Annotated in this window: 28 protein-coding genes; 16 read left to right on the top strand and 12 right to left on the bottom strand. The window is 59.4% G+C overall.

Going from position 1 to position 26314, the window contains the following annotated elements; genetic code table 11:
• The first annotated feature begins 9 nt into the window (after positions 1-9).
• The 4 genes from phnC to NX84_RS05670 are packed head-to-tail and all read left to right on the top strand — an operon-like array spanning position 10 to position 3277.
• Complete coding sequence (phnC, locus tag NX84_RS05685; protein WP_039674745.1) at positions 10-810, top strand: phosphonate ABC transporter ATP-binding protein; 801 nt, start codon at positions 10-12, stop codon at positions 808-810.
• Positions 807-1601, top strand: a complete 795-nt coding sequence (phnE, locus tag NX84_RS05680) for a phosphonate ABC transporter, permease protein PhnE (protein WP_039674744.1) — start codon at positions 807-809, stop codon at positions 1599-1601. Before phnC ends, phnE (NX84_RS05680) begins: the two co-directional genes overlap by 4 nt.
• Complete coding sequence (gene phnE / locus NX84_RS05675) at positions 1598-2416, top strand: phosphonate ABC transporter, permease protein PhnE (protein ID WP_039674743.1); 819 nt, start codon at positions 1598-1600, stop codon at positions 2414-2416. The genes phnE (NX84_RS05680) and phnE (NX84_RS05675) overlap by 4 nt, the downstream gene beginning before the upstream one ends.
• Before the next feature lie 18 nt (positions 2417-2434).
• A complete protein-coding gene (locus NX84_RS05670) occupies positions 2435-3277 on the top strand; it encodes a MurR/RpiR family transcriptional regulator (RefSeq protein WP_039674741.1) in 843 nt (280 codons plus the stop codon).
• On the opposite strand, the gene ychF is transcribed toward NX84_RS05670, so the two are convergent.
• Entirely contained in the window at positions 3278-4363 is a 1086-nt protein-coding gene (gene ychF / locus NX84_RS05665; protein ID WP_039674739.1) for a redox-regulated ATPase YchF, read from the bottom strand.
• A gap of 47 nt (positions 4364-4410) precedes the next feature.
• On the opposite strand from ychF, the gene NX84_RS05660 reads away from it, so the two are divergent.
• Genes NX84_RS05660 through NX84_RS05650 form a run of 3 tightly spaced genes read left to right on the top strand, consistent with a single transcriptional unit; the run spans position 4411 to position 7757 of the window.
• On the top strand, positions 4411-5892 hold the full coding sequence (locus NX84_RS05660) for an AI-2E family transporter (RefSeq protein WP_039674737.1): 1482 nt from the start codon (positions 4411-4413) through the stop codon (positions 5890-5892).
• A 6-nt stretch (positions 5893-5898) separates the two neighbouring features.
• Complete coding sequence (locus NX84_RS05655; RefSeq protein WP_231913688.1) at positions 5899-6999, top strand: DNA recombination protein RmuC; 1101 nt, start codon at positions 5899-5901, stop codon at positions 6997-6999.
• Positions 7000-7034: 35 nt separating this feature from the next.
• A complete protein-coding gene (locus NX84_RS05650; RefSeq protein ID WP_231913689.1) occupies positions 7035-7757 on the top strand; it encodes a DUF6542 domain-containing protein in 723 nt (240 codons plus the stop codon).
• Between the two features lie 9 nt (positions 7758-7766).
• Here NX84_RS05650 and NX84_RS05645 read toward each other — a convergent pair whose 3' ends face one another.
• Positions 7767-8726: a 4-hydroxy-3-methylbut-2-enyl diphosphate reductase gene (locus tag NX84_RS05645; protein WP_174519892.1), complete on the bottom strand. Its 960-nt coding sequence runs from the start codon at positions 8724-8726 to the stop codon at positions 7767-7769.
• A gap of 128 nt (positions 8727-8854) precedes the next feature.
• On the opposite strand from NX84_RS05645, the gene xseA reads away from it, so the two are divergent.
• The 3 genes from xseA (at position 8855) to NX84_RS05630 (ending at position 10799) form a co-directional block, all read left to right on the top strand.
• Positions 8855-10096: an exodeoxyribonuclease VII large subunit gene (xseA, locus tag NX84_RS05640; RefSeq protein ID WP_039674731.1), complete on the top strand. Its 1242-nt coding sequence runs from the start codon at positions 8855-8857 to the stop codon at positions 10094-10096.
• Positions 10097-10160: 64 nt separating this feature from the next.
• On the top strand, positions 10161-10445 hold the full coding sequence (locus NX84_RS05635) for an exodeoxyribonuclease VII small subunit (RefSeq protein ID WP_039674729.1): 285 nt from the start codon (positions 10161-10163) through the stop codon (positions 10443-10445).
• The gene (locus NX84_RS05630) at positions 10446-10799 is read left to right on the top strand and encodes a hypothetical protein (RefSeq protein WP_039674727.1); all 354 of its coding nucleotides are present in this window, start codon (positions 10446-10448) and stop codon (positions 10797-10799) included.
• On the opposite strand, the gene NX84_RS05625 is transcribed toward NX84_RS05630, so the two are convergent.
• Positions 10786-11379 (bottom strand): DUF4245 domain-containing protein, encoded by a 594-nt coding sequence (locus NX84_RS05625; RefSeq protein ID WP_039674725.1) that lies wholly within the window; start codon positions 11377-11379, stop codon positions 10786-10788. The genes NX84_RS05630 and NX84_RS05625 overlap by 14 nt on opposite strands.
• A gap of 201 nt (positions 11380-11580) precedes the next feature.
• On the opposite strand from NX84_RS05625, the gene glpX reads away from it, so the two are divergent.
• From glpX to NX84_RS05605, 4 genes are all read left to right on the top strand, one after another.
• A complete protein-coding gene (gene glpX / locus NX84_RS05620; protein WP_039674723.1) occupies positions 11581-12600 on the top strand; it encodes a class II fructose-bisphosphatase in 1020 nt (339 codons plus the stop codon).
• 100 nt (positions 12601-12700) lie between these two features.
• The gene (locus tag NX84_RS05615; protein ID WP_039674721.1) at positions 12701-14101 is read left to right on the top strand and encodes a class II fumarate hydratase; all 1401 of its coding nucleotides are present in this window, start codon (positions 12701-12703) and stop codon (positions 14099-14101) included.
• A 184-nt stretch (positions 14102-14285) separates the two neighbouring features.
• Positions 14286-14897 (top strand): TetR/AcrR family transcriptional regulator, encoded by a 612-nt coding sequence (locus tag NX84_RS05610; RefSeq protein ID WP_111689396.1) that lies wholly within the window; start codon positions 14286-14288, stop codon positions 14895-14897.
• On the top strand, positions 14891-16465 hold the full coding sequence (locus NX84_RS05605; protein WP_039674718.1) for an MDR family MFS transporter: 1575 nt from the start codon (positions 14891-14893) through the stop codon (positions 16463-16465). The genes NX84_RS05610 and NX84_RS05605 overlap by 7 nt, the downstream gene beginning before the upstream one ends.
• Positions 16466-16479: 14 nt before the next feature.
• Here the strand turns inward: NX84_RS05605 and NX84_RS05600 are convergent, their stop codons facing one another.
• From NX84_RS05600 to NX84_RS05580, 5 genes are all read right to left on the bottom strand, one after another.
• A complete protein-coding gene (locus tag NX84_RS05600; protein WP_039674716.1) occupies positions 16480-17616 on the bottom strand; it encodes a hypothetical protein in 1137 nt (378 codons plus the stop codon).
• 52 nt (positions 17617-17668) lie between these two features.
• Positions 17669-18244 (bottom strand): GNAT family N-acetyltransferase, encoded by a 576-nt coding sequence (locus NX84_RS05595; protein WP_039674714.1) that lies wholly within the window; start codon positions 18242-18244, stop codon positions 17669-17671.
• Positions 18245-18317: 73 nt separating this feature from the next.
• On the bottom strand, positions 18318-19676 hold the full coding sequence (phoH2, locus tag NX84_RS05590) for an RNA 5'-3' helicase PhoH2 (protein ID WP_039674711.1): 1359 nt from the start codon (positions 19674-19676) through the stop codon (positions 18318-18320).
• 264 nt (positions 19677-19940) lie between these two features.
• Positions 19941-20606, bottom strand: a complete 666-nt coding sequence (locus NX84_RS05585) for an LGFP repeat-containing protein (RefSeq protein WP_039674709.1) — start codon at positions 20604-20606, stop codon at positions 19941-19943.
• A 106-nt stretch (positions 20607-20712) separates the two neighbouring features.
• Positions 20713-21402, bottom strand: a complete 690-nt coding sequence (locus NX84_RS05580) for a LysR family transcriptional regulator substrate-binding protein (protein WP_039674707.1) — start codon at positions 21400-21402, stop codon at positions 20713-20715.
• Between the two features lie 83 nt (positions 21403-21485).
• Between NX84_RS05580 and NX84_RS05575 the strand changes: the two genes are divergently transcribed.
• Positions 21486-21818: a DUF5997 family protein gene (locus NX84_RS05575; protein ID WP_111689421.1), complete on the top strand. Its 333-nt coding sequence runs from the start codon at positions 21486-21488 to the stop codon at positions 21816-21818.
• Here NX84_RS05575 and glyA read toward each other — a convergent pair.
• Entirely contained in the window at positions 21815-23116 is a 1302-nt protein-coding gene (gene glyA / locus NX84_RS05570) for a serine hydroxymethyltransferase (RefSeq protein WP_039674705.1), read from the bottom strand. The genes NX84_RS05575 and glyA overlap by 4 nt on opposite strands.
• A gap of 146 nt (positions 23117-23262) precedes the next feature.
• Here glyA and coaA point away from each other — a divergent pair, with 146 nt between their 5' ends.
• Positions 23263-24189, top strand: a complete 927-nt coding sequence (coaA, locus tag NX84_RS05565) for a type I pantothenate kinase (protein WP_039674850.1) — start codon at positions 23263-23265, stop codon at positions 24187-24189.
• Positions 24190-24198: 9 nt separating this feature from the next.
• Here coaA and NX84_RS05560 read toward each other — a convergent pair whose 3' ends face one another.
• Genes NX84_RS05560 through mca form a run of 3 tightly spaced genes read right to left on the bottom strand, consistent with a single transcriptional unit; the run spans position 24199 to position 26173 of the window.
• Positions 24199-24969 carry an isoprenyl transferase gene (locus NX84_RS05560; protein WP_039674703.1) on the bottom strand — a complete coding sequence of 257 codons (771 nt, stop codon included), beginning with the start codon at positions 24967-24969 and terminating at the stop codon, positions 24199-24201.
• Between the two features lie 15 nt (positions 24970-24984).
• Positions 24985-25278 carry a hypothetical protein gene (locus NX84_RS05555; protein WP_039674700.1) on the bottom strand — a complete coding sequence of 98 codons (294 nt, stop codon included), beginning with the start codon at positions 25276-25278 and terminating at the stop codon, positions 24985-24987.
• Between the two features lie 4 nt (positions 25279-25282).
• Positions 25283-26173 carry a mycothiol conjugate amidase Mca gene (gene mca / locus NX84_RS05550; RefSeq protein ID WP_039674849.1) on the bottom strand — a complete coding sequence of 297 codons (891 nt, stop codon included), beginning with the start codon at positions 26171-26173 and terminating at the stop codon, positions 25283-25285.
• Positions 26174-26314: the final 141 nt, after the last annotated feature.

Here is a 26314-nt window from a genome sequence, read left to right as displayed (position 1 = left end):
AGGTTCCCCATGACGGAGGAGAAGGCGTGGGGCATTCGGTTCGAGAATGTCTCGGTGCGCTACCCCAACGGAACACTGGCGCTTGACGACGTCTCCGTGGACATCGCCCCCGGTGAATTCGTCGCCATCGTCGGTCTCTCGGGTTCTGGTAAGTCCACGTTCATCCGCAGCATCAACGGGCTCGTTAAGCCGACGTCGGGAAAAATCTTCGTTGGTCCCCACGAGATCTCCGCCGCGAAAGGCTCCCAGCTGCGTAAACTCCGTGGTCGCATCGGCATGATTTTCCAAGAGTTCAACCTGGCAGATCGCGCGAGTGTGTTCGCCAACGTGCTCGTTGGCCGCTTCTCCCACAACCCTGGCTGGCGCACGTTGCTGGGCATCTCTACGTCGGAGGACAAAGCGATTATCGCCGAGGCGTTGGAATCCGTAGGCATCCTCGACAAAGCGTGGAACAAGGCCGGCGCCTTGTCTGGTGGTCAAAAGCAGCGCGTGGCTATTGCCCGCGCCCTCTCTCAGAAGCCGGCCATTATGTTGGCCGATGAACCCGTGGCGTCCCTCGACCCGCCTACCGCGCACTCCGTCATGAAGGATCTACGCCGCATCAATACCGAGCGTGACCTCACCACATTGGTGAACCTGCACCTTGTGGACCTGGCCCAGGACTACGCGACCCGCATTATCGGTATCCGGCATGGAAAAATCGTCTTCGATGGCCCCGCCCAGGGGTCCACCGTGGAGGATTTCGAGGCCATTTATGGCCGCCGGATCCGCGAGGAAGACCAGCTGGGGAGCCAAGGGAGCGCAGTATGACAGCCGTGCTTCCTCCTCGTAAGCGCAACTGGCCCGGCATTCTCGGTGGGCTCGCCGCGTTCATCGCGCTGACCATCGCCACGTGCATCCCTGCCTGGGGCGGAATTGACATCAACCTGGGTCACATCGCACGCAACTGGCGCAACGGTGCCGACAGGCTCGCGCAGATGTTCACCCCGGATTGGTCGATCCTTCCGCGCACGTGGGAGCCTCTGCTCGAGACCCTAGCCATGGCCGTGGTGGGTGCCGCCATCTCCGCGGTGATTGCTCTTCCGCTGTCGTTGTGGGCCGCGCGCCCGACGAATCCGTCGACGCCGTGGCGCACGCTCGTGCGCGGTATCGTCAACGTTATCCGCGCGGTGCCCGATCTCGTGTACGCCACCATTCTCGTCGCAATGCTCGGTGTGGGTGCCCTCCCGGGCATTATTACGCTGGTGCTTTTCGACGTCGGCATCGTGGTCAAGCTCGTCTCTGAAGCGATCGACTCCGCTGATGACTCCTACATGGAGGCCGGCCGCGCCGCTGGTGGTACGCAGAATCAGATCAATCGCGTGACTGCTCTCCCACAAACCTGGCCTGCCTTTGCTAGCCAGGTCATTTACTCTCTCGAACTCAACGTCCGTATCTCCGCGGTATTGGGTCTCGTGGGCGCGGGTGGCATTGGCTTGCTCATCGATGAGGTCCGCGGCTTCTACCGCTATGATGCGCTTTCCGCCATCGTGCTGGAGCTGCTCGTCGTCGTCATCGCCCTCGAGGTCGTATCCGTCAACCTGCGAAAGAGGTTGCGATGAGCACTGCACTTCCAGCAACTGCACCATCCGCGCTACCTTCACGTTCCCACAGCTGGGGTGTTAGGGCTGCGTGGGCCGGAATTTTGGTCATCCTTGCGCTGTCTTTCGGCTACATCGATGTCAACTTGTCCGCGCTCAAAGAGCTCCCCGCCAACATCTGGCACTACCTCGTGCTCATGTTCTCGAACCCGGACTGGTCCAAGCTTGGTGAAGCGCTCCTCCAGACGTGGCGCTCCGTGGCCATGGCGTGGATCGGCGCGCTTCTTGGTGTAGTGCTTTCTACAATCCTCGGCGTCCTCGCCGCGAACACTGTCTCCCCTGGCTGGGTATGCCTGCCGCTGCGCGCGCTCTTCGCCATCATCCGCGCGGTCCCGGAGATCATCATCGCCATCATTATTCTGACAGTCACTGGACTCACTCCTTTTACAGGTGCGCTCGCCTTGGCGATCGGTGGTATCGGTACACATGCCAAGTGGACCTATGAGGCCATCGAAACCGCGCCGACCGGCCCGGCTGAGGCCGTCAAAGCCTCTGGCGGCACCCTCGCAGAAATGGTGCGTTGGGGAACGTGGCCTATCGTTCAACCTGAATTAGCATCCCTGGCGCTCTATCGCTTTGAGATCAACGTACGTACGTCCGCCGTTCTCGGCCTCATTGGAGTGGGTGGTATCGGCGACATGTTGACCGGCTATACGCAGTACCGACAGTGGGACGTCGTGGGCGTGCTGCTTATAGTCGTCATTGTCATCACCATGTCCATCGACGCCATCTCCGGGGCCATTCGCCGCCGGATCATGGCAGCCAAATACACCTAAACCAAATCCCCAGACCCTATGACTGATACTGCCCCGCCTTCCGCACACATCACTACGCGCATGCCTAGCTTGCAGCCCATCGAGCAGCGCGTGGCCCAAGCCATTTTGGAGGACATGGACTTTGTCCTCCACGCCACGGCGGATCAGCTCGCGGCTAAGGTCGGTACCTCCCGCACTTCAGTCATCCGCACAGCGAAAGCACTGGGCTACGACGGCTATCAGCACCTGCGTGTGGCTCTCACCCAGGAGATCGCTCAGCGGCCACAGCCGCTTCCCGACGCCGACTCCACCCACGTCGGCCGCATGTCCGCCGAAATTGCCTCCTTCAGCAACTATCTTCGGGGGCTGACTGCACTCCTCGATGAGCAAGAGCTGGCGTCCACAGTGGCAGCATTATCGAGCGCCAAGCGCGTCCTCGTCGTGGGTAACGGACTATCGGCGCCTCTCGCGCAGACCACGGCACTGCGGCTGAGCAGCATTGGGCGCCCGGCCGAGTTTGTGGGCGAGGCCATGGGCCAGCACATTGCGGCAACGCAACTCGATTCCGAGTGCGTGTGTCTTGTTATCTCCGGCTCTGGGGCTACCACGCTCACGCTCAACGCCGCCACCGCGGCTGAAAAGACGGGAGCGACCATCATCGCGCTAACCTCGTTTACCGCTTCGCCGCTGGCGGAGCTTTCCGCCTACACGCTGGTTATTCCCTCCCCCGATGGCACCTTTCGTGCCGAACTCGCGGATGCCTCACGTGTCGCCTTTCTTCTTATCCTCGAGGCGCTCGTCACGCTCGTGGATTCACACCTCGAGAATGTCGAAGCTCGGCGCACCGTTCTCTCGGTACTGCAATCCGCGATGGAAGGTTAGCTAACCACCAATCTTGAAGTCGCAGACGTCGCCATCCTGCATGATGTATTCCTTGCCCTCTTGGCGGACCTTGCCGGCATTGCGGGCTTCGGCCATGGAACCGGCGGCATCGAGGTCGTCGAAGGAGACGATTTCAGCTTTAATGAACTTCTTCTCAAAGTCGGTGTGGATAACACCGGCTGCCTGAGGTGCGGCAGAACCCTGCTTGATGGTCCATGCGCGGGCTTCCTTCGGGCCAGCGGTCAGGTAGGTCTGTAGGCCGAGGGTGGCGAAACCGGCCTTGGCCAACGTCGCCAAGCCGGGCTCCTCTTGGCCTACCGATTCCAGCAATTCCATTGCCTCGGCCTCGTCGAGCTCAAGAAGCTCGGTCTCCGTCTGGGCATCAAGGAAGACGCACTCCGCCGGCGCGACTAACTGGCGCAGTTCTTCCTTCTTAGCCTCATCAGTCAGCACTGCTTCGTCAGAATTGAAGACGTACAGGAAAGGCTTCGCGGTCATGAGGTGCAGCTCGCGCAGCAGAGCTAGGTCAATCTCATTGCTCTTCGAGGCCGCGAAAAGGGTACGGTCATCCTCCAGGATGGCCTGCGCCTTCTTAGTTTCCTCGACAGTCTCCGTCAGTTCCTTATTCTTCTTGGCTTCCTTCTCCAGACGCGGCAAGGCTTTCTCAATGGTCTGGAGGTCCGCCAGGATGAGTTCGGTGTTGATGACAGAAATGTCATGCGCCGGGTTAACTTCACCATCGACGTGGATGACGTTTTCATCAGCGAAGGCACGCACCACCTGGCAGATGGCGTCTGCCTCACGGATGTTGGCCAGGAAGGCATTACCCATACCTTCACCCTTGGACGCGCCTTCGACGATGCCGGCGATATCCACGAAGGATACGGTGGCCGGAAGGATACGCTCGGAGCTAAAGATCTCCGCCAGGCGGTTCAGGCGGGAATCAGGAAGCTCAACGAGGCCGACATTCGGCTCGATGGTGGCGAATGGGTAGTTCGCAGCCAGAATGTCAGAACGGGTCAGGGCATTAAACAACGTGGACTTGCCCACGTTGGGCAGGCCGACGATTCCTAGTGTAAGACTCACGGGGCCAATCCTAACGCACCCCGGATCTTTTAAGGCAAGATGGTGGGGTGAGTTCCGATCAGTCAACCCCTCAGCACTCCTCCCCCGAGCTCGCCGCTGCGGAGGCAGCGCTCGGCGGGCGCTTCGACGACTCTGTCGACGCCGCCACGCTGGACGACGTCTCCCCACATCCCCCAGGCAACCAAGTGGACCGCTCCGTGGTGGTCGGTGAGGTTATCAAGTCTGCCTCACTGTGGGCGCTGCGACTGTTCATCATCGGGCTTTTCCTTTATGCCTCCTTCCGGATGCTGGGTAATTTTTGGCGCGGCATCTTGCCCGTGCTCATCGCGCTGATCATTTGTACCGTGCTGGCTCCTGTAGCGAGTGCTCTACGCCGAAAAGGTTTGCCCTCAGCGCTGGCGGCAGCGATCACGATTTTGGTGTCCTTTACCGCGGTTGGTTCACTTTTTGTATTCATCGCGCCTGACTTCGCACGGCAATCCCAGACGCTGTACCTGCAGACGGTCGAAGGCATTCAACGCCTGCAGCTGTGGGCCCAGGGTCCGCCGCTCAACCTTGACCCGGATGAAATCGGTGTCTATATCGACGAAGTCGCCTTGTGGCTGCAGCGCCAAGCCGGTTCCATCGCGGGTTCCGTGTTCACCGGTATCGGTACGGCAACGTCCATCGTGGTGACGTTGTTCATCATCGTGGTGCTTACCTTCTTCTTCCTCAAGGACGGCCACAACTTCCTGCCCTGGTTGCGTGATGCTACCGGCCGCCGTACTGGCTGGCACCTCACTGAATTGCTCACCCGTGTGTGGACAACGCTTGGCGGTTTCGTGCGCGCGCAGGCGGTGGTTTCCGCCGTTGATGCTGTCTTTATCGGTCTAGGCCTCGCGCTCATCGGTGTTCCTTTGGCCATGGCCCTAGCGATCATCACGTTTATTGCAGGGTTTATCCCGTTTGTCGGCGCGATTGTGGCCGGTGCGCTCTCCGTGACCATCGCGCTGGTGTCTTTGGGATTCACCAAGGCGCTTCTCGTGCTCGGCCTTGTCCTGTTGGTTCAGCAGCTCGAAGGCAATGTGCTTTCTCCTTGGTTGCAGTCGAAGGCCATGAACCTGCACCCAGTTATCGTGCTTATATCGGTCACGGTGGGCTCTGCCCTCTTCGGCCTCGTCGGCGGCTTCCTCGCCGTTCCGGCCGCGGCTACCATCGCTGTGGTCTACCGCTACTTCCAGGACATGATGATGCTGCAATCCGGCGAGCGCACTGCAGAAGACCTGCAGTTCTCCACCGTGGCGGGATTCCTTATCGGGCGCTATACCCAAGAACAAGGTGACCGCAAACGGGAAAAGTGGCTGTCCATCCCTGACCACATTGCACCCGAGGGAGCTGCGGATGATGTGGCGACCGACGGCACCAGCCCGCTGGACCGCAAAGTCGATGTCGACGCGGACCTAAGCGAGAGAGAAAGCGGCGCCCGCGCTGGAATCAAGCGCGCCATTGGGGCTCTCGAACACATGTTGCAGTCGAAGGATAAAGACTAGCGGTCCATGTCCGCGGCGCATGCCATGATGACAGTCATGACGTCCACTCTTCCCGTGCTGCTCCTTTTCCTCGGCCTCATCATTGGTGCTGTTCTGGGCTGGCTGGCCCGCGCCTACTCCACGCAGTCCTCCCAGCCCTCCGAAGAGCACCGCGCCCTGCAGGAATCGCAACGCCGTCAGGCAGAGCTCGCGCCACTGGAGAAGGCCATGGACCGACTGGGACTTCAGCTCCAAGAGATTGAAGAAAACCGCGCCACCTCGCTTGCCGCGCTCAGCAGCCAGGTCCAAGCAGTTACTCGTACCTCTACGCGCTTGTCTGACCGCACCGACAAACTCGTTGGCGCGTTGCGCTCACCTAATGTGCGCGGGCGCTGGGGCGAGGTGCAGCTGGAGCGTGTCGTTGAGCTCGGGGGTATGCGCAAGCACGTGGACTTCGATTCCCAGGTCACCGCCTATATCAACGGCACAGCTGTGCGCCCCGACCTGGTTATTCACTTAGCCGGCGGGCGCAGCATCGTTGTCGATGCCAAAGTCCCGCTCAGTGCTTACCTCGACGCCATAGAAAGCGAAGACCCTGAGGATCGCGCTGGCTTCCTTCGGCGCCATGCCCACCTCATGCGCGCCCATGTGCAGGCCCTGTCGGGCAAAGACTACGTTGAAGCCTTCTCTCCCACTCCTCAGTTCGTCGTCCTTTTTGTTCCCGCGGACACGTTCGTTGATGCGGCGTTGACCGTTGATGCTGAGTTGCTCGAGTTCGCCTTCGAGCACAACATCGTCATCGCTACGCCGAGCACGCTTTTTGCGTTGTTACGTACCGTGGCGGTGAGCTGGCAGCACGAAGAAATCTCCGACAAAGCTCGAGAAGTCCAACGTTTGGGGCGCGAGCTGTATACACGGCTCAATACACTCAACGAACACTATGACAAGGTGGGACGTGGCCTGGAACGCGCCGTCGAAGCCTATAACGCCAGTCTGGCCAGCCTGGATTCCCGCGTCGGTGTCACCGCCCGCCGGCTCAAGGAGATGGACATCCCCGCCCGCGTAGATCGCCAGCCCCGAGAACCGCGCAGCGTCGAGTCATGGCCGCGGCGCGCCCACAATGACTAACGTTTCAGGCGCCGATCCCGGTAAACTCTCTCGTCGTGTCAGTTGCCAAAAATCGTCGCCGCCCACCCCGCCGCGGGATGCCCACCGTTCGAGCGCTTCTTGTAGCGCTCGTCGTGGTCCTCGTGGCCATGGCAGTCTCCGGCGTGCTGGGCCGCGTCGGATTGCCCTTTGCGCTGATTTTTGGTCTTGGTTCGCTCGCCGTCACGTGGCTCGTGGAGATCCGCGGCCTGTACATGACGGTCATCAGCTTGCCGCTACTTTATGCGGTCGGCACCGTCGGTGCTGGTTTCATCACATCCACCGCCGCGTTGCCGGAAGGTGCGTCGCCGTTTTCTAAGACGGCGCTACTGACCTCTGCGTTCCCCCTGGTCCAACACTTTCCCGTCCTCATCGTGACGGTGCTGGCGTGTGCGCTTCTCGCAGTGTTGCGCGCCTGGCGCAGCAACAACCACGCCAAGAGCCGCGAAGCTGAGGCCCAACAGAAGCGCCGTGCAGACCTTGCCGCGGACCAGCGCAACCGCTCTGAGCGCCTCTCCGTGGCAGAGCTAGTGGCACGTGAGAACACCCGTGTTCGTGAACGCGACCGCGAGGAGCGCCGGCGCCTGCAGGCAGAGGAACGCGAAAAGCGCCGTCAAGCTTCCCCCGAGACCGATGAGCGCGAGGATTTCCTTCGCGCTGCGGCCGAATCTGCGGAGAACGCGCGCCGCACACAGCGGCGCCCTCAGCAGAATCTCGACGAAAACCTCTACGAGGACTAACGCAGAGAATTAGCGCCCAGTACGTGCCGGACGAAGATCGCGCGGCAGGGAGAAGGTAATGGTCTCCGTCGAGGTCGTTACCTGCTCCACGTCGCTATAGCCACGCTCGTCAAGGAACTCTAGAACCTCACGCACGAGCAGCTCCGGAACAGAAGCGCCACAGGTCACGCCCACGGTGTTGACGCCGTCGAGCCATGCTTCCTCAATCTCGGAGGCAAAGTCCACGAGGTAGGACGCCGTCGAGCCGGCCTCCAGTGCTACCTCAACGAGGCGCTTGGAGTTCGAGGAATTCTGGGAGCCGACAACAATCATGAGGTCGCACTTCGGGGCAATCGCCTTAACCGACTCCTGGCGGTTCTGGGTGGCGTAACAAATATCGTCTGACGGCGGGTTCTCCAAGTGCGGGAAACGCTCGCGCAGCTTATTGACAATCTCGATTGTCTCATCCACCGACAAAGTGGTCTGGGAAAGCCAGATCAATTTCTCGTTCTGCAGAAAATCAGGCAGCTTATCGACGCCCTCGATACCATCCACCAAGTGCGTCACATCCGGCGCCTCACCGGCGGTACCTTCCACCTCTTCATGCCCTTCGTGGCCTACGAGGAGAATGCGGTAGCCATCGCGCTCAAAGCGCTGCGCTTCCTTGTGGACCTTGGTCACCAGCGGGCACGTGGCGTCCAACGTCAGCTGCTTGCGCTCTTGTGCTTCTTTACGCACGCTCGGGGCAATGCCGTGGGCGGAGAAGACCAAGTGCGCGCCTTCGGGAGCCTCGGAGGCCTCCTCGACGAAGACGACGCCACGCTTGGCTAGCGATTCCACGACAAAGCGGTTGTGCACAATTTGCTTGCGCACGTAGATGGGCGCGCCGTACTTCTCCAGCGCCTTTTCTACAGTCTCAACTGCACGGTCGACGCCGGCACAGTAGCCGCGTGGAGCCGCCAGGAGTACCTTCTTGGCAGTTTCAGTCATGGCACCAAGAGTATCGAAAAACCGCCGCATACTGTAGTTACCTCCCTAGCATCCCTGCCCGCTAGCGGTGAATGTCCGAGGCACCTCCTAGACTGTACGCAGAACACAGCACGAAGGAAGGACTACGCGTGAACCAACCGGCTAATTCCGCGGAGGCACCGTGGCCCGTTGGCAAGGTCAATGACCAGGTCAAAGGCTGGATTGAGCGTCTCGGTTTTCTCTGGGTCGAGGGGCAGATTACCCAGCTCAACATGAAACCGACATGGAAGCTGTCCTACATCACGCTGCGCGATGTGGAGCAGGAGAAGTCCGTACAGCTCACGTGCAATACCTCGCTTATCCGCAACTCCCCGTCACCGCTCAAAGATGGTGACCGCGTTGTGGTCTACGGCAAACCGGCCTTTTATGCCGGCCGCGGCAGCTTCTCACTGTGGGTCACCGAGATTCGCCACGTGGGCATCGGTGATCTCCTGGCTCGCGTGGAGATGCTGCGCCAACGCTTGCGCCAGGAGGGTTTGTGCGATCCTGCCCGCAAGCTACCTCTGCCCTACTTACCGAAAAAGATCGGCCTTATTACCGGGCGTGGTTCGCATGCCGAGCGCGATGTTCTCTCCGTGGCGCAGGACCGCTGGCCGGCCGTACAGTTCGAAGTCATCAACACTGCGGTGCAAGGCGCTACGGCCGTGACGCAGGTCGTGGATGCGCTGCGGACTCTCGACGCCAACCCGGAGGTCGATGTCATCATCATTGCCCGCGGCGGCGGCTCGGTCGAAGACCTCCTCCCCTTTTCTGAAGAAGCCCTCCAGCGTGCAGTCGCGGAGGCCCGCACTCCCGTGGTGTCAGCTATCGGTCACGAGCCAGACCACCCAGTGCTTGATGATGTTGCCGATCTCCGCGCTGCTACCCCGACTGATGCAGCTAAGCGCGTTGTCCCTTCCGCAGCCGAAGAATACGCGCTCATTGATGAAGCCCGCTCCCGCATGGCGGCCGCACTCCGCGGATGGGTCGAGCGCGAGCGCCGAGGGCTGGAAAACATCCGCTCGCGTCCGGTTCTGGCGGACCCTATGGTGCCTATTAACGCCCACCGCGAGGAGCTGGAGCGCCATGTGTCGCTCATCCGCCGCGTCATTACGCATCACCTAGATCGGGAAAGCAACCAGGTCGCTTCGCTGCGGGCTCGAGTCTCTGCTTTGGGCCCCTCGGCCACACTAGAGCGCGGCTATGCCATCGTGCAGGTCGTCCCGCGCGACGGGAGTGGGCCCGAAGTGGTCACGAGTTATGAGCAATCACCACCGGGCTCGCAACTGCGCATCCGTGTGGGCGATGGCTCCATAACCGCAGCGGCGATGGCTTCTCAACCAGCAGACTAAGCTCCCTACACTGAGCACAAACGACATAAGCACACAACGCAAGAAGAAACAGATTGGAACCACCATGACAGACACCATTGGCACCGGGCAGCCTGGCCAGGACGCATTCCCTCCAGTTGCGGAACTGAGTTACGAGCAGGCTCGTGATGAGCTTATTGAAACCGTGAAGATTCTAGAGCTGGGCCAGATGGGCCTTGATGAGTCCCTGAAGTACTGGGAGCGCGGTGAAGCTTTAGCCAAAGCCTGCGAGGCACACCTGGATGGTGCCTCCAAGCGCGTGGAGGAAGCTTTGCGCAAGAACGACGAACAAGAAGAAGCAGAAGTGGAAGTGGAAGTAGAGGAGGCCTAGATGAAGATCTACGGATACCCGGGTGATCGTGTCGATTTCGTCTCTAAGTCCGGTGGCGCAGGTTCCTTGGCTTTTGGTGATCCCCGCCTCCTCGCCGAGGAGTTTTTCGGCGCCCCGCATACGGCTGATGGCGAGGAAATCAGCTACTTTTCGGGCTCGATTGTTCTGCGCTTTGCTCAGGACAAGCTCGCTGAGATTACACTTTTCCCCGGCAAGTCACAGCACGAAAAAGTCGATGTCTACCTAGCCAAGACGCGCCTGAGTGGTCTCGACCAAGAATCCCTGAACCAGGCCGTCGGCGAAAGTGTCGACGTGGACTGGAACGGTACGCTGCAGCGCGTTAGTTTCCGCTGATAACGCTGCCGTCTTCGGCAATCTTGAGCGGCTCCGCCTTCGCAAAGGCAGTCAACGCCGTTTCATAATCGGCATCCGAGGCAGAACCCGTCAGTACTAGGCGGGCATCTCCCAAATCAGTGATCCATAGAGGGCGAACGTCCTTATCATCGCTGCTCAGGATTTCAACGTCGTGGCCAGCTACCTTTCGGTGCTCGGAGTGGGCACGGTAGTGGGAGTCGTAGGCCGAGGGGACGTCGCCAAGCGCCAGCTGTGTCTGCGCCGACTCCACGTACCCTTCACTCGGGGTCAGCCAACTCACCACGGAGCCTGTCTCAGCGCCCATCTGCTTGCGGCGTGCTGCATTAGGCTGCCATCCCTCCGGCATCGCCGGTTCACGGATAACGGCTCCACTTCCGCGTGCTTCCATTTCCAGGAAGGTATTGGCATCAACGTCCTGTACCGGTCCCGACTTTTCTGGGTTAATCGAACACAGGCCCGTGGCACCCACCGCGGCGAACATCATGATGAGAATGACACCGACGCTCAAGGTGATGTCACGCGCACCCTCGAAAATTCTTGGTTTCTCTTCAGCAGCCACCCGCCTAGTATCGCACGCCGCCTCCCACGAACGCGACATCGGCTGTCTACCTGCGGTTTCCACCCCAATCACCCCCAATCCCACATCTGGGGGAGGCATTCGGGCTTGGATTCACCATAAAAGTGGAAGAATAGAAAACGTATACCGGGTAATTCCCCCACCCCGGGCTGAGCCACCTGAAAAGAAAGGGACCAATCACACATGTCCGATAACACGTCTTATATCCCCGACCGTAACCTAGCCATGGAGCTGGTGCGCGTCACCGAGGCCGCTGCGTTGGCTTCAGGTCGCTGGGTTGGCCGTGGACAGAAGAATGAAGGCGACGGCGCTGCGGTGGATGCCATGCGCAAGCTCATCAACTCCGTAGAGATGAACGGTATCGTTGTCATTGGTGAGGGCGAAAAGGACGAAGCCCCGATGCTCTTCAACGGCGAAAAGGTCGGCACCGGCCAGGGCGCGGAAATGGATATTGCCGTGGACCCGGTAGACGGCACCCGCCTCATGGCAGAGGGCCGCCCGAACGCTATTTCTGTCATCGCCGCCGCTGAGCGCGGCACCATGTATGACCCGTCCGCAGTCTTCTACATGCAGAAGATTGCCGTGGGCCCAGATGCCGTCGGCTCCATTGACATCAACGAGTCCGTTGCTTGGAACGTGAAGTCTGTGGCCAAGGCCAAGGGCATTAAACCTGCTGACCTAACTGTTGTAGTCCTCGACCGCCCGCGCCACGAGCAGCTCATCAAGGAAATCCGCGAAGCCGGCGCGAAGGTCCGTCTCATCATGGACGGCGACGTGGCTGGCGCCATCGCTACCTGCCAGGACAGTAACTCTATTGACCTCATGATGGGCATTGGCGGAACCCCGGAGGGCATCATCACCGCCTGCGCCATGAAGTGCATGGGCGGCGAAATCCAGGGCAAGCTGTGGCCGAAGGACGAAGAGGAAGCAGAAAAGGCCCGCCAGGCTGGCCACGACCTCGACCGTGTGCTTACCACCAACGACCTCGTCTCCTCCGAGAACTGCTACTTTGCGGCCACCGGTGTCACCAATGGCGACATGCTGCGTGGAGTGTCCTACCGCAAGAATGGTGCGACTACCCGCTCCCTCGTCATGCGCTCCAAGTCCGGAACCATCCGCTACGTGGACTCCATCCACAAGCTGGCCAAGCTGCAGGAATACTCCGTTGTGGACTACACCAATCCGCACGATAAGGAAAGCTAGGCCACACGCCGCATAAGAGTGCTACGGTGGCGGTCAATGCCGTGCCACGGCACACACTTAATCCCCCAACTCATTTCACTTCACAAGAAAAGGTGACTTCATGACTGAATACCGCATTGAGCACGACACCATGGGCGAGGTCAAGGTTCCGGTTGACGCTCTGTGGCGCGCCCAGACTCAGCGCGCAGTGGAGAATTTCCCGATCTCCGGCCGCGGCCTGGAGTCTGCTCAGATTCGCGCGCTTGGCCTCCTCAAGGCCGCATGTGCTCAGGTGAACAAGGACTCCGGCAAGCTGGATGCGGAGAAGGCCGATGCCATCATCGCTGCTGCGACCGAGATTGCTGAGGGCAAGCACGATGACGCTTTCCCCATCGATGTCTTCCAGACCGGTTCCGGTACCTCCTCCAACATGAACACCAACGAGGTCATCGCCTCCATTGCTCACAACAATGGCGTAGAGATTCACCCGAATGACCACGTGAACATGGGCCAGTCTTCCAATGACACCTTCCCCACTGCTACCCACGTGGCAGCGACCGAAGCTGCTGTCAATGACCTCATCCCGGGTCTTAAGGTCCTCCACGAGTCCCTCGTGGCAAAGGCTAAGGAGTTCGCCGACGTGGTGAAGTCCGGCCGTACTCACCTCATGGACGCTACCCCGGTTACCTTGGGCCAGGAGTTCGGCGGTTACGCACGCCAGATCGAGCTCGGCATCGAGCGCATCGAAGCGACCCTGCCGCGCTTGGGTGAGCTGGCTATCGGCGGCACCGCCACCGGTACTGGCCTGAACACGTCCGCTGACTTCGGCGCCAAGGTCACCGAGGAGCTCGTGAAGCTCACCGGTGTGAAGGAGCTGTCTGAGGCCAAGAACCACTTCGAGGCACAGGCCGCGCGCGATGCCCTCGTTGAGTTCTCCGGCGCAATGCGCACCGTGGCTATCTCCCTCAACAAGATTGCCAACGATATCCGCCTCATGGGCTCCGGCCCGCTGACCGGTCTGGCAGAGATCCACCTCAAGGATTTGCAGCCGGGCTCCTCCATCATGCCGGGCAAGGTCAACCCGGTTCTGTGTGAGGCTGCCACCATGGTGGTCAGCCAGGTAATCGGTAATGACGCAGCTGTTGCTTTCGGTGGCTCCAACGGCCAGTTCGAGCTCAACGTCTACATCCCAATGATGGCCCGCAACGTCCTCGAGTCCTCTCGCCTGCTGGCAAACGTCTCCCGCGTCTTCGCTGAGAAGTGCATCGACGGCATTGAGGCCAACGAGGAGCGTATGAAGAAGTTCGCGGAGTCCTCCACTTCCATCGTGACCCCGCTGAACTCCAAGATTGGCTACGAGAACGCCGCCAAGGCCGCTAAGCACGCACTGCACGAGAAGATCACTGTTCGCGAGGCAGTCATCGACCTTGGCTTCGTTGACGGTGAGAACCTCACCGAGGAAGAGCTCGACGAGCGCCTCAACGTTCTTACCATGACCAACCGCGACCGCGACGACTTCTAAAAGTCCCGCACCGCTCACGACTCCCTGCCGCCCTCCTGAAGGAGGGCGGCTTCGTCGTTTTCACCAACCGCACACCACCTTGGTGACCTATGCCATATATTAACTACATCTTTTCGAAAATCACTGGGTTTGCACTTGGTGCAAACTTGCACTGGGTGTAGTGTTGCACTCTGTGCAAGAAGAAATGTCATTACGCGAACAGAAGCGTCTCAAGACGCGCCTGCGAATCGAAGACGCCGCTACCCGCTTAGTGGACGAGCGTGGATTCGCCGACGTTACTGTCGAGGAGATCTGTGGCGCAGCGGGGATTTCTCGGCGCACCTTTTTCAACTATTTCGATTCCAAGGATTCCGCCGTACTCGGGGCCCCGAGCCACGAATTTACGGAAGAACAGAAGAGCACATTCCTCAATACCCCCACGGATAGCGTCTTCAGGCTGGTAGTTGACCTTGTCAAGGACCACCTCGTTGGCCAACACGTCGATAACGTGATTACGGAACGTCGCCGCCGGATTTCCGGTGACGCTGACGCCGCGGCGGCGTCGCTAAGCCGAAAGCGAGCCAAGTCCAACGAGATCCTAGGGCTCATCACAGAACGGCTACATCAGGATCCTGATTTGCAACTCATGCCCCCAGTCACGGCTGAGACGGAGGCCATTCTCATCTCCTCCGCGATTAGGGAAGCCTTCTGGTTAGCCACAGCATCGCCGGATTTCAGCTGCGACATCCCCTTTGAGCAACGCTTTGAATCTGCGCTCACACTCATTAACGATTTTTCGAAAGGACTGACATGGTAGATACCGCGGCTAAGCCGGCCTCTCAGGCCGACAACAGCAAGCCCGAGAACAACCTTGCCCTCGTTTTCTCTGCCCTCGTGCTCACCATGCTGATGAGCTCCCTGGGCCAGATGATTTTCGCCACTGCCCTTCCCACCATCGTGGGTGAGCTCGGCGGCGTCGACCACATGAGCTGGGTCATCTCCGCTTTCTTGGTCATGATGACGATTGCCATGCCGATTTCCGGCAAGCTCGGTGACATGATAGGCCGCAAGTGGCTCTACATTGGTGGCATTGCTGTCTTTGTTATCGGTTCCGCACTTGGGGGCTTCGCCGACACCATGAATCTGCTCATTATGGGACGTGCGGTACAGGGTTTCGGTGCTGGTTTCATGATGATCTCCTCCCAATCCATCATTGCGGAGGTCACCACTTCCCGTGAGCGCGGCAAGTTCATGGGCATCATGGGTGGCGTCTTCGGCCTATCATCCGTCCTTGGCCCGGTCCTGGGCGGCTGGTTCACCGATGGCCCTGGCTGGCGATGGGGCATGTGGATGAACATCCCGCTGGGTTTGCTCGCCATCACGGTCTGTACCTTGGTTCTCCACTTGCGCGTTGGCGATACCGACCTGCGTAAGTTTGATCTCCTCGGCGCAATCTTCATTGCGATCACCACCGCATCCCTCATCCTCATGACGACGTGGGGCGGAACTCAGTACGAGTGGTCCGATCCGATCATCATCGGTCTTGGTATTACCGTGGTCATCGGCGCTATCATCACCGTCGTTGTGGAGTCTAAGGCCAAGGAGCCGCTCATCCCGGTCCAGCTGTTCAAGAACCGCAACATGGTTCTCACCACCGCTGCTGGCATGGTCTTGGGCTTGGCTATGTTCGGTGTGCTGGGCTACATGCCGACCTACCTGCAAATGGTGCACACCCTGACTCCGACTAAGGCGGGTCTCATGATGATCCCGATGATGGTCGGCATGATCGGCACCTCCACGGGCGTTGGCTTCATCATCGCCCGAACCGGTCACTACAAGCGCTACCCCATCATCGGCCTGGCTATCACCGCCGGTGCGTTGTTCTGGATGTCGCAGCTGACTGCAGACACCTCTCTGGTTCAGCTTGGTGCGGAGTTCCTTGTCTTCGGTATCGGCTTGGGATTTGTCATGCAGGTTCTGGTCCTCATTGTCCAGAACTCCTTCCCCATCGCCCTCGTCGGAACCGCGACTGCGGCAAATAACTTCTTCCGCCAGATTGGTTCTGCCATCGGTGCTTCGCTGGTGGGTTCCCTCTTCATCCACAACATGAAGGATGAGTTGGCCGCTAACATGCCTGCCGCCATCAAGTCTATGGGTGCAGCCGGCAAGCCCTTCGCTGAGAAGTTCGCGGGCGCCGAAGGCGGTTCCTCCAACCTCACCCCGTCCCTCGTTGCCCAGATGCCGGAGCCAATTAAGGACGTCATTCTCAACGCCTACAACGACGGCCTTACTCCGGTGATTCTCCTCATGGTGCCGATGGCCATCATCGCGCTTCTGCTCATCCTGCCGGTGCGCGAGGAGCACCTCAAGGAGACCATCTCCTAATCACCCGAGGGGATCTAACGCAGGATCCCCAACTGACGCGCCACCTGTGCAGCCACTCCAATGAGCGCCAGCACGCCGGAGATAATCGCCACGATTGTCCCGGCGTTCATGCCACCAGAACTCAAGTCTCCACCGAGGGACTTCTTCGTCACCTTTACGGTCTTGGTCACGTGGTTATCCGATACCTGCGGCTGGCCATTGCGCAGCTCATAGGTACTGAACGTGACTGTTGCAGTGCCCTCAGACTTGGTCTCGTAGGTACCGTCCTCGTTAACTTCAAGGACCTCAGGATCGCTTGAGCTTGGCGACGCCACCGGTACTCCCAGCTTGGCTCCCCAGAATCCCTCAGTACTCAGCCCCAAGCTTCCGGTACTGCCGACACTCGTACCTCCCGAAGCAACCAGCTCCGAGTTTCGCACTGCGCTCTCAGGCACGGCGATGGGGAACGCGTGGCGGTCGGAGTCTAGACGCTTTGGCTCAAAAGGTTTGTCTTCAGCTGAATACAGGCCCGTCGTGACTTCCCCTACCTCAGCCTGGGCAAACTTGACGTATTTGGGATTTAGAATTGTGTACAGGTGACCATTGCCATGAGCCCACATGCCGTTCTCACTAATGAGTTTTTCCCATTCGCTCGGCCCCTTGATGCGATCCGTCGACCACGATTGAACTGCATGTTCCATATCAGCGGTGGATAGAATTTCCATCGTTTTATAGTTGTCAAGAGGGTCAGGAGTTTTTGAACCAACAGCGCGAACGTGATCGAACAAGAAGTTTGACTCCGCCGCACGCTGCAAAGCGGCATGTTCGAGTCCCCGATCCCATGAGATGCTATTCGCATAAGCCTCACGGGAATCATATCCCTTAGCTCGCGCAACTTGCTGAAGAGAGCCACCATCGAAGGGCAGATTGGCATCCCACGCCTTGGCGCGAAGCTCTCGAACCTGACGGGTCACCAAGTCAATTTCAGACTGCATGACTGGCTCAGCGAACACGTACGCAAGTGCACCATCAGGATGGTTAACGTCGAGCTGAGCTACAGGAACCGAGCCTGCAGATGGAAAATCCGCAGCCATTGCGACAGGTGCTGAAAAAGCACCGGTTGCGACGACTGCGGCGGTGGTAAGGGAAAGCACGGACGTGCGGAGAGACATGGTTCACCCACAGAAACTAGAGGAATAGATACATCCTCTAGCTTAGTGGCACCTATTTCCGCTTGTCCGCGATTTCTGCTTTCTTCTCCTCCGGCTTCGGCAGGAGCAACTCGTAGACATCGGTGTCACGCCACTGGCCCGCGAGGTCACCGTAGGTCATCTTTGCCATGTGGGAGTAGGTACCCACCTTTACGAAGCCGCGAGACTTGTGGAGACCGGCGGAACCTTCGTTTTCCGGGAAGATCCACGAGTGGATAGCCCACTTGTGGAGGTCACGGCACACCTCGATGAGTTGGTCCAACAAGGCGCCGCCAATGCCTCGGCCTTGGGCTTCCTTGCTCAAGTAGATGGAGTCCTCCACCACACCGTGGAACACGGTGCGGGTAGACGCTTGGGCGGCGCAGACCCAGCCGAGCACCTTCGAGTCATCTTCTGCCTCAACGGCGACGAAGACCGAGGACATAATCTTGACGTTCTTAAACTCCTCGAAGGTCAACGAGCGGGTCTCATAGGTGGCATGGCCCGTGTTGAGGCCTTGCTCGTAGATTTCACGCATCTGTGGGTAGTCCGCTGCAGTGAACGGGCGGATGCGGAAATCCTTCTTTTTGTCTTTCGCGTTTTCGCTCATGGGCACCATTATTACTGGGCGAACTACAATTCTGCCAAGCTACACGCAGCGTTGATCGCCACCTGCGAACGCGCTAGTTCTCACCTTCGAGCAGATCGGTGACGAGCTCCGCAATGGCGGAACGCTCCGAACGCTGCAGGGTGACGTGTGCAAACAGTTCGTGTCCCTTCAGTTTCTCGATGACTGCCTGAACACCATCATGGCGGCCCACGCGCAGGTTATCGCGCTGTGCGACGTCATGCGTCAACACAACGCGCGAACCGCGGCCGAGTCGGGAAAGCACCGTGAGAAGGACGTTGCGTTCAAGGGACTGGGCCTCATCAACGATGACGAAAGAATCGTGAAGGCTCCGGCCACGGATGTGGGTCAGTGGAAGCACTTCAAGAAGGCCGCGGTCCTGGACCTCATCCATGACGTTTTCGGAGACGAGGCCTTCGAGGGTGTCGTACACCGCCTGCGCCCACGGGTTCATCTTCTCGCTCTCTGAGCCCGGCAGGTAGCCCAGCGACTGGCCACCGACTGCATACATCGGACGGAAGACGACGATGCGGCGGTGCTCGCCGCGCTCGAGCACTGCCTCAAGACCTGCGCACAACGCTAGAGCCGACTTACCGGTACCAGCACGGCCACCGATGGACATGATGCCCACCGAGGGATCAAGCAGCAGATCCAGTGCCACTCGCTGCTCGGCGGAACGGCCCTGCAGGCCGAATACGTTGGCATCGCCCCGAACCAAGCGCACGGCACCTTCAGCAGTCATGCGTCCCAGCGCGGACTGTGCTCCTGCTTGCAGCGTGACACCACAGTGCACCGGCAGGTCCTCGACGCGGGTACCGGCGGCGGTCACTGATCCGTCGATAAGCACCTCGCCCTCGCTGTACAACTCATCGATGATGTCTGCTGTGGTATGGACCGTGGCCATGCCGGTGTAGCCGGTCAGCACGACGTCCTGGGCGTGGTACTCATCTGCCTGCAGGCCCACAGCACCGGCCTTCACGCGCAGCGGGACATCCTTGGTGACGAGGACAGTATCCTTGCCCTCATGCTGCAGATTGAGCGCGCAGGCGAGGATGCGGTGATCCCCCTCCGGGCCACGGAAGGCAGCAGGAAGTAGGGACTGGTCTTGGTGGTTAAGCTCCACGCGCAGCGTGCCACCTTCTGCGCTTACTGGAACTGGCTGGTCCAGTGCATCGTACGTGGCGCGAAGGTCCTCCAAAAAGCGAAGAGCTTGGCGGGCGAACCAGCCAAGCTCCGGGTGATGACGTTTTCCTTCCAGCTCTGAAATAACGACGATGGGCAGAACCACATCGTGCTCGGCGAACTTGCGCAACGCCCAAGGATCGGAGAGGAGGACAGAGGTATCAATGACGTACGTCTTAGTGGCCACGGTGGCCTCATTCGACTGCTCAGTGAGGACGGAAGGATTGGTCATGGCGTCAGGGTTCTCCCTTGTGGTGCCGACCCAACTCATCGACCTGGGACGGCGTGGTGAAGCGGGTGTGATGTGAACTATCCGAAAGTCCTATGGAAACCTCCGGACACTGCCCAAGCTAGAGGCCGAAGGTTGAAATTACATGGGTGCAAGATGAACAGTATTAAAACGACAATCCCCGGCGTCACACCATTCCCACGAGTCAACGTGGTGTGGCATGAGCGCCGGGGAAAGCACTAAGGCGAAGCCTTAGCTACGAGGTTCTTAGTCGATGGTGGCCTCGTACTCGCCGGAAGCACCCTTCATCCAGGAAATGGTGCCGTTGGTGAACTCCTGAATCCAGCCGTTACCCTCGGCCTTCTCCGGTGCGGTCGGCAGGCCGATCTCGCTGTCCAGGCCGCCCTCTTCAGTCCAGGTCTCAGCGATCTTGCCGATAACCGGCTGGGAGCCAGCATCCTCGCTGAAGGCGAGCAGCTTGTCCTTGGCGAAGGTAGCGATGCTGCCGTTGTCAGAGGTCTCGACGGACTGCGGATCGCCCCACTCAGCAGCCTTGTCCTTAATAGCCTTGGCGAAGTCGGCCGGAACCTCAACCTCACCGTTAGCGGTCTCGATGGACTCCTTGCCACCCTCGGAGTCAGAAGACTCGGAGGAATCAGCAGAAGCAGAAGCGTCAGCGGAATCGGAAGAATCTGCGGAATCGGACGAGTCAGCGGAGTCAGAAGCGTCAGCGTCCTTATCCTTGGAGCCCTTTACGGAATCCTTAGCGTCATTGGCGGCGGAGCCGGCAGTGTCGGTGGCGTCAGAAGCTGCGGACTGGGCAGCATCGCCAGCCTCCTTTGCAGCATCCTCAGCGTCGGAGCAAGCTACAACACCCAGGGACAGGGTGGCAGCAGCGATACCAGCAGCGAAACGACGGGTCATCTTCTTCATTGTTTATTCCTTTCTCATGAACGTTTGTTGAGAACGGACTCCACCGTAGGTTCGAAAAATTTTTTAGCCACCACTTATCCTGTGATTTGACAACAAAATAGAAGGATTAACGCCGTTTCCGCTGCTGAGACCCCCTATATCTTTTCGGTAACGGTTTTGTTTTCGACGTTCCTTGGGGCTTCCTGCGTGCTTGCTTGGCCTTCGCTTTGTCCCGTGCACTGCGCTTCTGAACGTTGTTGCGAGAGGTATTCCTCGTCCTTCCCTTTGCCACGCCCACGAAGTCTTGAATCTCATCGCTGTCGTCAGCTTTGCGCCAGACGAGGCCGATTTCCGTCAGGGGAACGGAGGGGTCATTAAAGCCGAGCGCAACTACTTGTTTCTTGCTCAGCACTTTAAGTAGCGGACGTGGCGCCACCACGATTCCCACATTGGCGGCGACGACCTGGAGTGCGGTGCGGACCGAGGGGACGTCGACAAGCGCGTCGGCCCCTATCCTGTAATTCACAATCTCTTCAGCTACGTCTTCAGGGGTGAGATCCTCCCCCACCTCGGCGTAGACGGAGTCCTTGGGCACCGCGATGCCCGGCGCTTCCTCATAGAGGCGAACAACGTGGAAGCTGTCATCGATGCGCGGATCAGGCAGGCGCGTCAGTGCCAGGTCTGCTTCACCAGCTAGGAGTGTGGACGTCGCATCATCTGAGTCGAGCGTGACAAGGGACTCTGCAGAATGCATATCACGGTAGCGGCGAAACCATTTGCCGGGTTCGGTACCAGTGGAAAAGACAAGGCGGAGCATGCATCTCATCCTACGGTGCTGCTACCGTGGTGAGCGTGACTGATACCCCACGTACCAATGCGACCGAGCCTTCCGGCACTGCCATGCGCGCGCAGACTGCGGCCAAGAAGCTGGGCATTTACCTGCCCGCCGCCCCGGAAGACTTTCAGGCTAATGCTGTAACACACGCGGAGCTGCGTGAGCTTCAAGAGAACCCACCCGAGTGGCTCGCTACACTACGCCGCCAAGGCCCCCATCCGCGCCCAGTCGTGGCGCAAAAGCTGGGCATCTCCGTAACCGCGCTGAAGAAGAACGACATGGATCGCCCGCTCACCACCGCAGAGATCAAAGAACTCCTCAGCGCAATGCCCGAATGGCTGGAAGCCGCTCGTAAGGCACACGCTGAGGAGCGCTCGGAAAAGAGTAGCGAGGCTTAAACCAGCTTCCATTCCTCAAGGCCGTCATACAGCGGGAAGTCCGCGGCGACCTTTTCAACGCGGGCGCGCAGAGAGGCGACGTCCGCGTTCTTACCGTTAGCCAGTGCCGTACCGATAACATCGGCAACCTCGGTGAAGGCCGCGGTATCCAGGCCACGGGTAGCCAGGGCCGGAGTACCGATTCGCAGGCCAGAGGTGACCATCGGCGGGCGCGGATCATTCGGCACAGCGTTGCGGTTGACGGTGATACCTACCTCGTGGAGGAGATCCTCGGCCTGCTGGCCGTCGAGTTCAGAGTTGCGCAGGTCCGCAAGGACCAAGTGCACGTCGGTGCCACCAGTAAGCACGTCCACGCCGGCCTTGGTGCAATCCTCAGCGGTGAGGCGCTCTGCCAGAATCTGTGCGCCTTCGATGGTGCGCTGCTGACGCTCCTTGAACTCCTCAGTAGCAGCGATCTTCAGCGCGATGGCCTTCGCCGCAATCACGTGCATGAGCGGACCACCCTGCTGGCCTGGGAAGACGTTGGAGTTGATCTTCTTAGCAAAGTCCTGCTTGGCCAGGATGAGGCCGGAGCGCGGGCCGCCGAGGGTCTTGTGCACGGTGGAGGACACAACGTCAGAGTGCGGGACCGGGGAGGGGTGCAGGCCAGCGGCTACGAGACCAGCGAAGTGGGCCATATCCGTCCACAGGTAGGCGCCAACCTCATCAGCGATGGAGCGGAAAGCCTCGAAGTCAATGGTGCGCGGGTAAGCAGACCAACCAGCGATGATGACCTGCGGCTTTTCGGCCAGTGCCTGCTCACGGACCTTGTCCATGTCCAAGCGCATGGTCTCGGGGTCCACCTCATAGGCAGCGACTTCGTACAGCTTGCCGGAGAAGTTGAGCTTCATGCCGTGGGTAAGGTGGCCACCATGGGCGAGGGACAGACCCATAATCTTGTCACCCGGGTTAATCAGGGAACCCAGAACCGCGGCATTAGCCTGGGCACCGGAGTGGGGCTGAACGTTGGCAAACTCGGCACCGAAGAGGGACTTGGCACGATCGCGAGCCAGATCCTCAACGATGTCCACGTGCTCACAGCCACCGTAGTAACGACGCCCTGGGTAACCCTCTGCGTACTTGTTGGTGAGAACAGAGCCTTGGGCCTGCAGGACCGCACGCGGAACAAAGTTCTCGGAAGCGATCATCTCCAGGGTGTCGCGCTGGCGAGCAATCTCACCAGTGATGGCGTCGAAGACCTCTGGGTCGAGCTCGCGCATCTCTTGGTAGCGCACGTCAGCAGAATTCGAAGTGGTCATAGAAACGTAGAGTCCCTTCTCAAAGATGGTCCTGTGGAAAGTCGCCGAAGCTAGTTCTACATCCTAACGCCGACCTCCCCCGCGCGGGGGATTTTTCCTTCCCACTGATTGCACGCACTGGTCGGGCGAATGGAACAATGGTCGGCATGGCGCGAATGACCGACGGGAGCCCGTACCTCGACTTTGACCGTGATACATGGCGCGCCCTGCGTAAATCCATGCCGCAGGTGCTGACAGAGACTGAGGTTCAGAAACTCCGCGGCCTTAATGATCGCATCGATCTCACGGAGGTCGCCGAGGTGTACCTGCCGTTGTCTCGTCTCATCCACATGCAGGTCAAGGCTCGCCAGGAGCTCACTGCCTCCACCGAAGCCTTTTTGGGCAATCCGCCCACCCACGTACCTTTCGTCATCGGGGTTGCCGGTTCGGTAGCGGTAGGAAAGTCCACCACAGCACGTCTTCTCCAAGTGCTGCTACAGCGCTGGGATTCCCACCCCAAGGTCGACCTTGTCACGACCGATGGCTTCCTCTACCCCACCGCTTACCTCAAAGAGCACGGCCTCATGCAGCGCAAAGGCTATCCCGAGTCCTATGACCGCCGCGCACTGATGCGCTTTGTCACCGACGTGAAGTCCGGAATACCACTGGTGAAGGCACCTTTGTACTCACACGTGTCCTATGACATCGTTCCCGGCGAATACCAAGAAGTCCACCAACCGGACATCCTCATCTTGGAGGGCCTCAACGTTCTCCAAACCGGCCCAACGCTCATGGTTTCTGATCTCTTCGACTTTTCCGTCTACGTGGACGCCCGCGTAGACGATATTGAGCGCTGGTATATCGAACGATTCCTCAAGCTTCGCCACACGGCTTTCCGCGAGCCGGGTGCGCACTTCGCGTCCTTCGCCGACATGACCGATGAGGAAGCCTTCGAGCAAGCCCGTGAGATTTGGCAGTCCATCAACCTGCCCAACCTCATGGAGAACATCCTGCCGACGCGCGTGCGCGCCTCCCTCGTCCTACGAAAAGGTTCCCATCATTTGGTGGACCAGGTACGGATGCGCAAACTCTAGATTCGGCGGCTAGCGCCCAAAACGGCGCGAGCGCTGTGAATAATCGCGCAGTGCGCGCAGGAAATCCACGCGCCTGAAGGCCGGCCAGTAAGTATCCGTAAACCAGATCTCAGAGTAGGCAGCCTGCCACAGCAAGAAGCCAGACAGGCGCTGCTCGCCCGACGTGCGAATAACCAGGTCTGGGTCCGGAAGACCCTTGGTATACAAGTTGCTGGTGATGGCCTCTGCGGTCACATTGTCCGCAATTTCCTCAGCGCTCAACCCCTTCTGGGCTTCGCTGCGGATGAGGCTCTGGACAGCGTCGACAATCTCCTGACGTCCACCGTAACCCACCGCAATATTGACAATGACACCATTGTGGTCTTCCGTAGCCTCAGCGGCACAGCGCATCTTCTCGGTGACCTTATCCGGGAGCAAATCCAGATGCCCTACCAGGCGAATCTGACAATCCAGGTCACCCTGTGACAGGTGCGTCACCACATCAGAAATGATGTCGAACAGCAGCTGTACTTCCTGCTGGCTGCGCTTAAGGTTCTCCGTGGATAACAGGTAAATGGTCACGACTTCAATGTCGGTGCCATCGCACCACGAGATCATTTCACTGATCTTCCGCGCGCCTTGGCGGTGGCCGTGGCTAATGTCCGTGAAACCGGCCTCCCGCGCCCACCGGCGGTTCCCGTCCGCCATAATGGCCACGTGACGCGGCTGTGGCTTGCCCTTAATCTCACGCGTCAGACGCGCTTCATACAGGGGGTAAAGCGCTTGGCTGAGGAATTTCACGGTCTCGCCTCCGCGTTAGAAGATGGACTTCTTACTGGTATCGAGGATGCCCGCTTCCTTCATAGCGGCATCGACAGCCTCATCATCGAAAGGATCGATGCCATGGTCCTCCGCAAACATGGTGCGGCGGCGGAAACGGGAATACCGGCGGTGGAAGTTCCAACCGGCAAACAGCACTGCGACGCCCATCAGCGCAAGGATCAACAGGCCGATGGGAGAGGCCTTACCAAACTCCGGTCCCACCGGCCCGCTCTGCGCCCCCTGGGCCAGAAGGGCGACGTCGTGTGCCGCGAAGTACAAAGCGTTCATGCTTCTAAGACTCCCCTACTTCTGGGATTCCTGCAAATAAATCATTTTCGGGCAGCTCCGTGGATACACGCGTCTTAGCCAACTCGAATTCTTCCGTAGGCCAATGCTGTTGTTGGACCTCCACGGGCGTCGCCAAGAATGCTCCAGCAGGGTCAATTTGGGTGGCATGCGCGCGAAGGGCATCCTCACGGTTCTGGAAATAGTCCGCACACTCCACCTGGGTAGTCACGCGCGCCATAATGTCACCAAACGTGGTGTCCCAGCGCGCCAGCATCGGCTCGTAGGGGCTCACCTTGCCTTCTTCCAGAAGCAAATCGTGGAAGATCTTCATACGCTGGTACACGAACCCGTGACTGTAGTACAGCTTCTGAGGCTCCCACGCCTGACCAAGCTCGGGGTGATAGGTCTCATCCCCGGCCTTGTCCCACGCAATCATGGAGGAGCGGTACACCATGAGGTGGTCCGGGTGGGGGTAGCCGCCATTTTCGTCATAGGTGATGATGACCTGTGGTTTGAACTCGCGAATGATTTTCACCAGTTCTTGCGCCACATCATCGTCGTCCATGAGGGCGAAGCAACCTTCAGGGAGCAGGTCCTTAATATTGGGCGCTAGCGGATTACCCGGCAAACCGGAGTCAATGTGGCCCAGCCACGTGTGCTGGACGCCCAATGCTGCGGCAGCCTCGGCCATCTCCTCACGACGGATGCTGCCCATGTTTTCCAGTACCCCGGGGCGATCCATGGCAGGGTTAATGATGTCCCCTCGCTCACCGCCAGTACAGGTCACTACGAGGACCTCTGCGCCTTCGGCGGCGTATTTGGCGGTGGTGGCGGCACCTTTCGAGGATTCATCGTCTGGGTGCGCGTGGATAGCTAGCAGGCGCTTAGTACTCACTAGGTGATACATCTCCCTTTACCGTCGTCTTAAACAATGGCCCAGTCTAGTGGATAGTTTGTTCTGCTCGTGTGATGTCTAGCGACTTTTTGGACACGGAGTCCAGGATGTTTTTGGACGGGATGTCTAGTGGCTTTTTGG

Source organism: Corynebacterium minutissimum, assembly GCF_000805675.1.
GTDB classification, from domain to species: Bacteria; Actinomycetota; Actinomycetes; order Mycobacteriales; family Mycobacteriaceae; genus Corynebacterium; species Corynebacterium minutissimum.
Note: the sequence above shows the minus strand (reverse complement) of the source record. Positions and strands in the feature narration are given on the sequence as shown.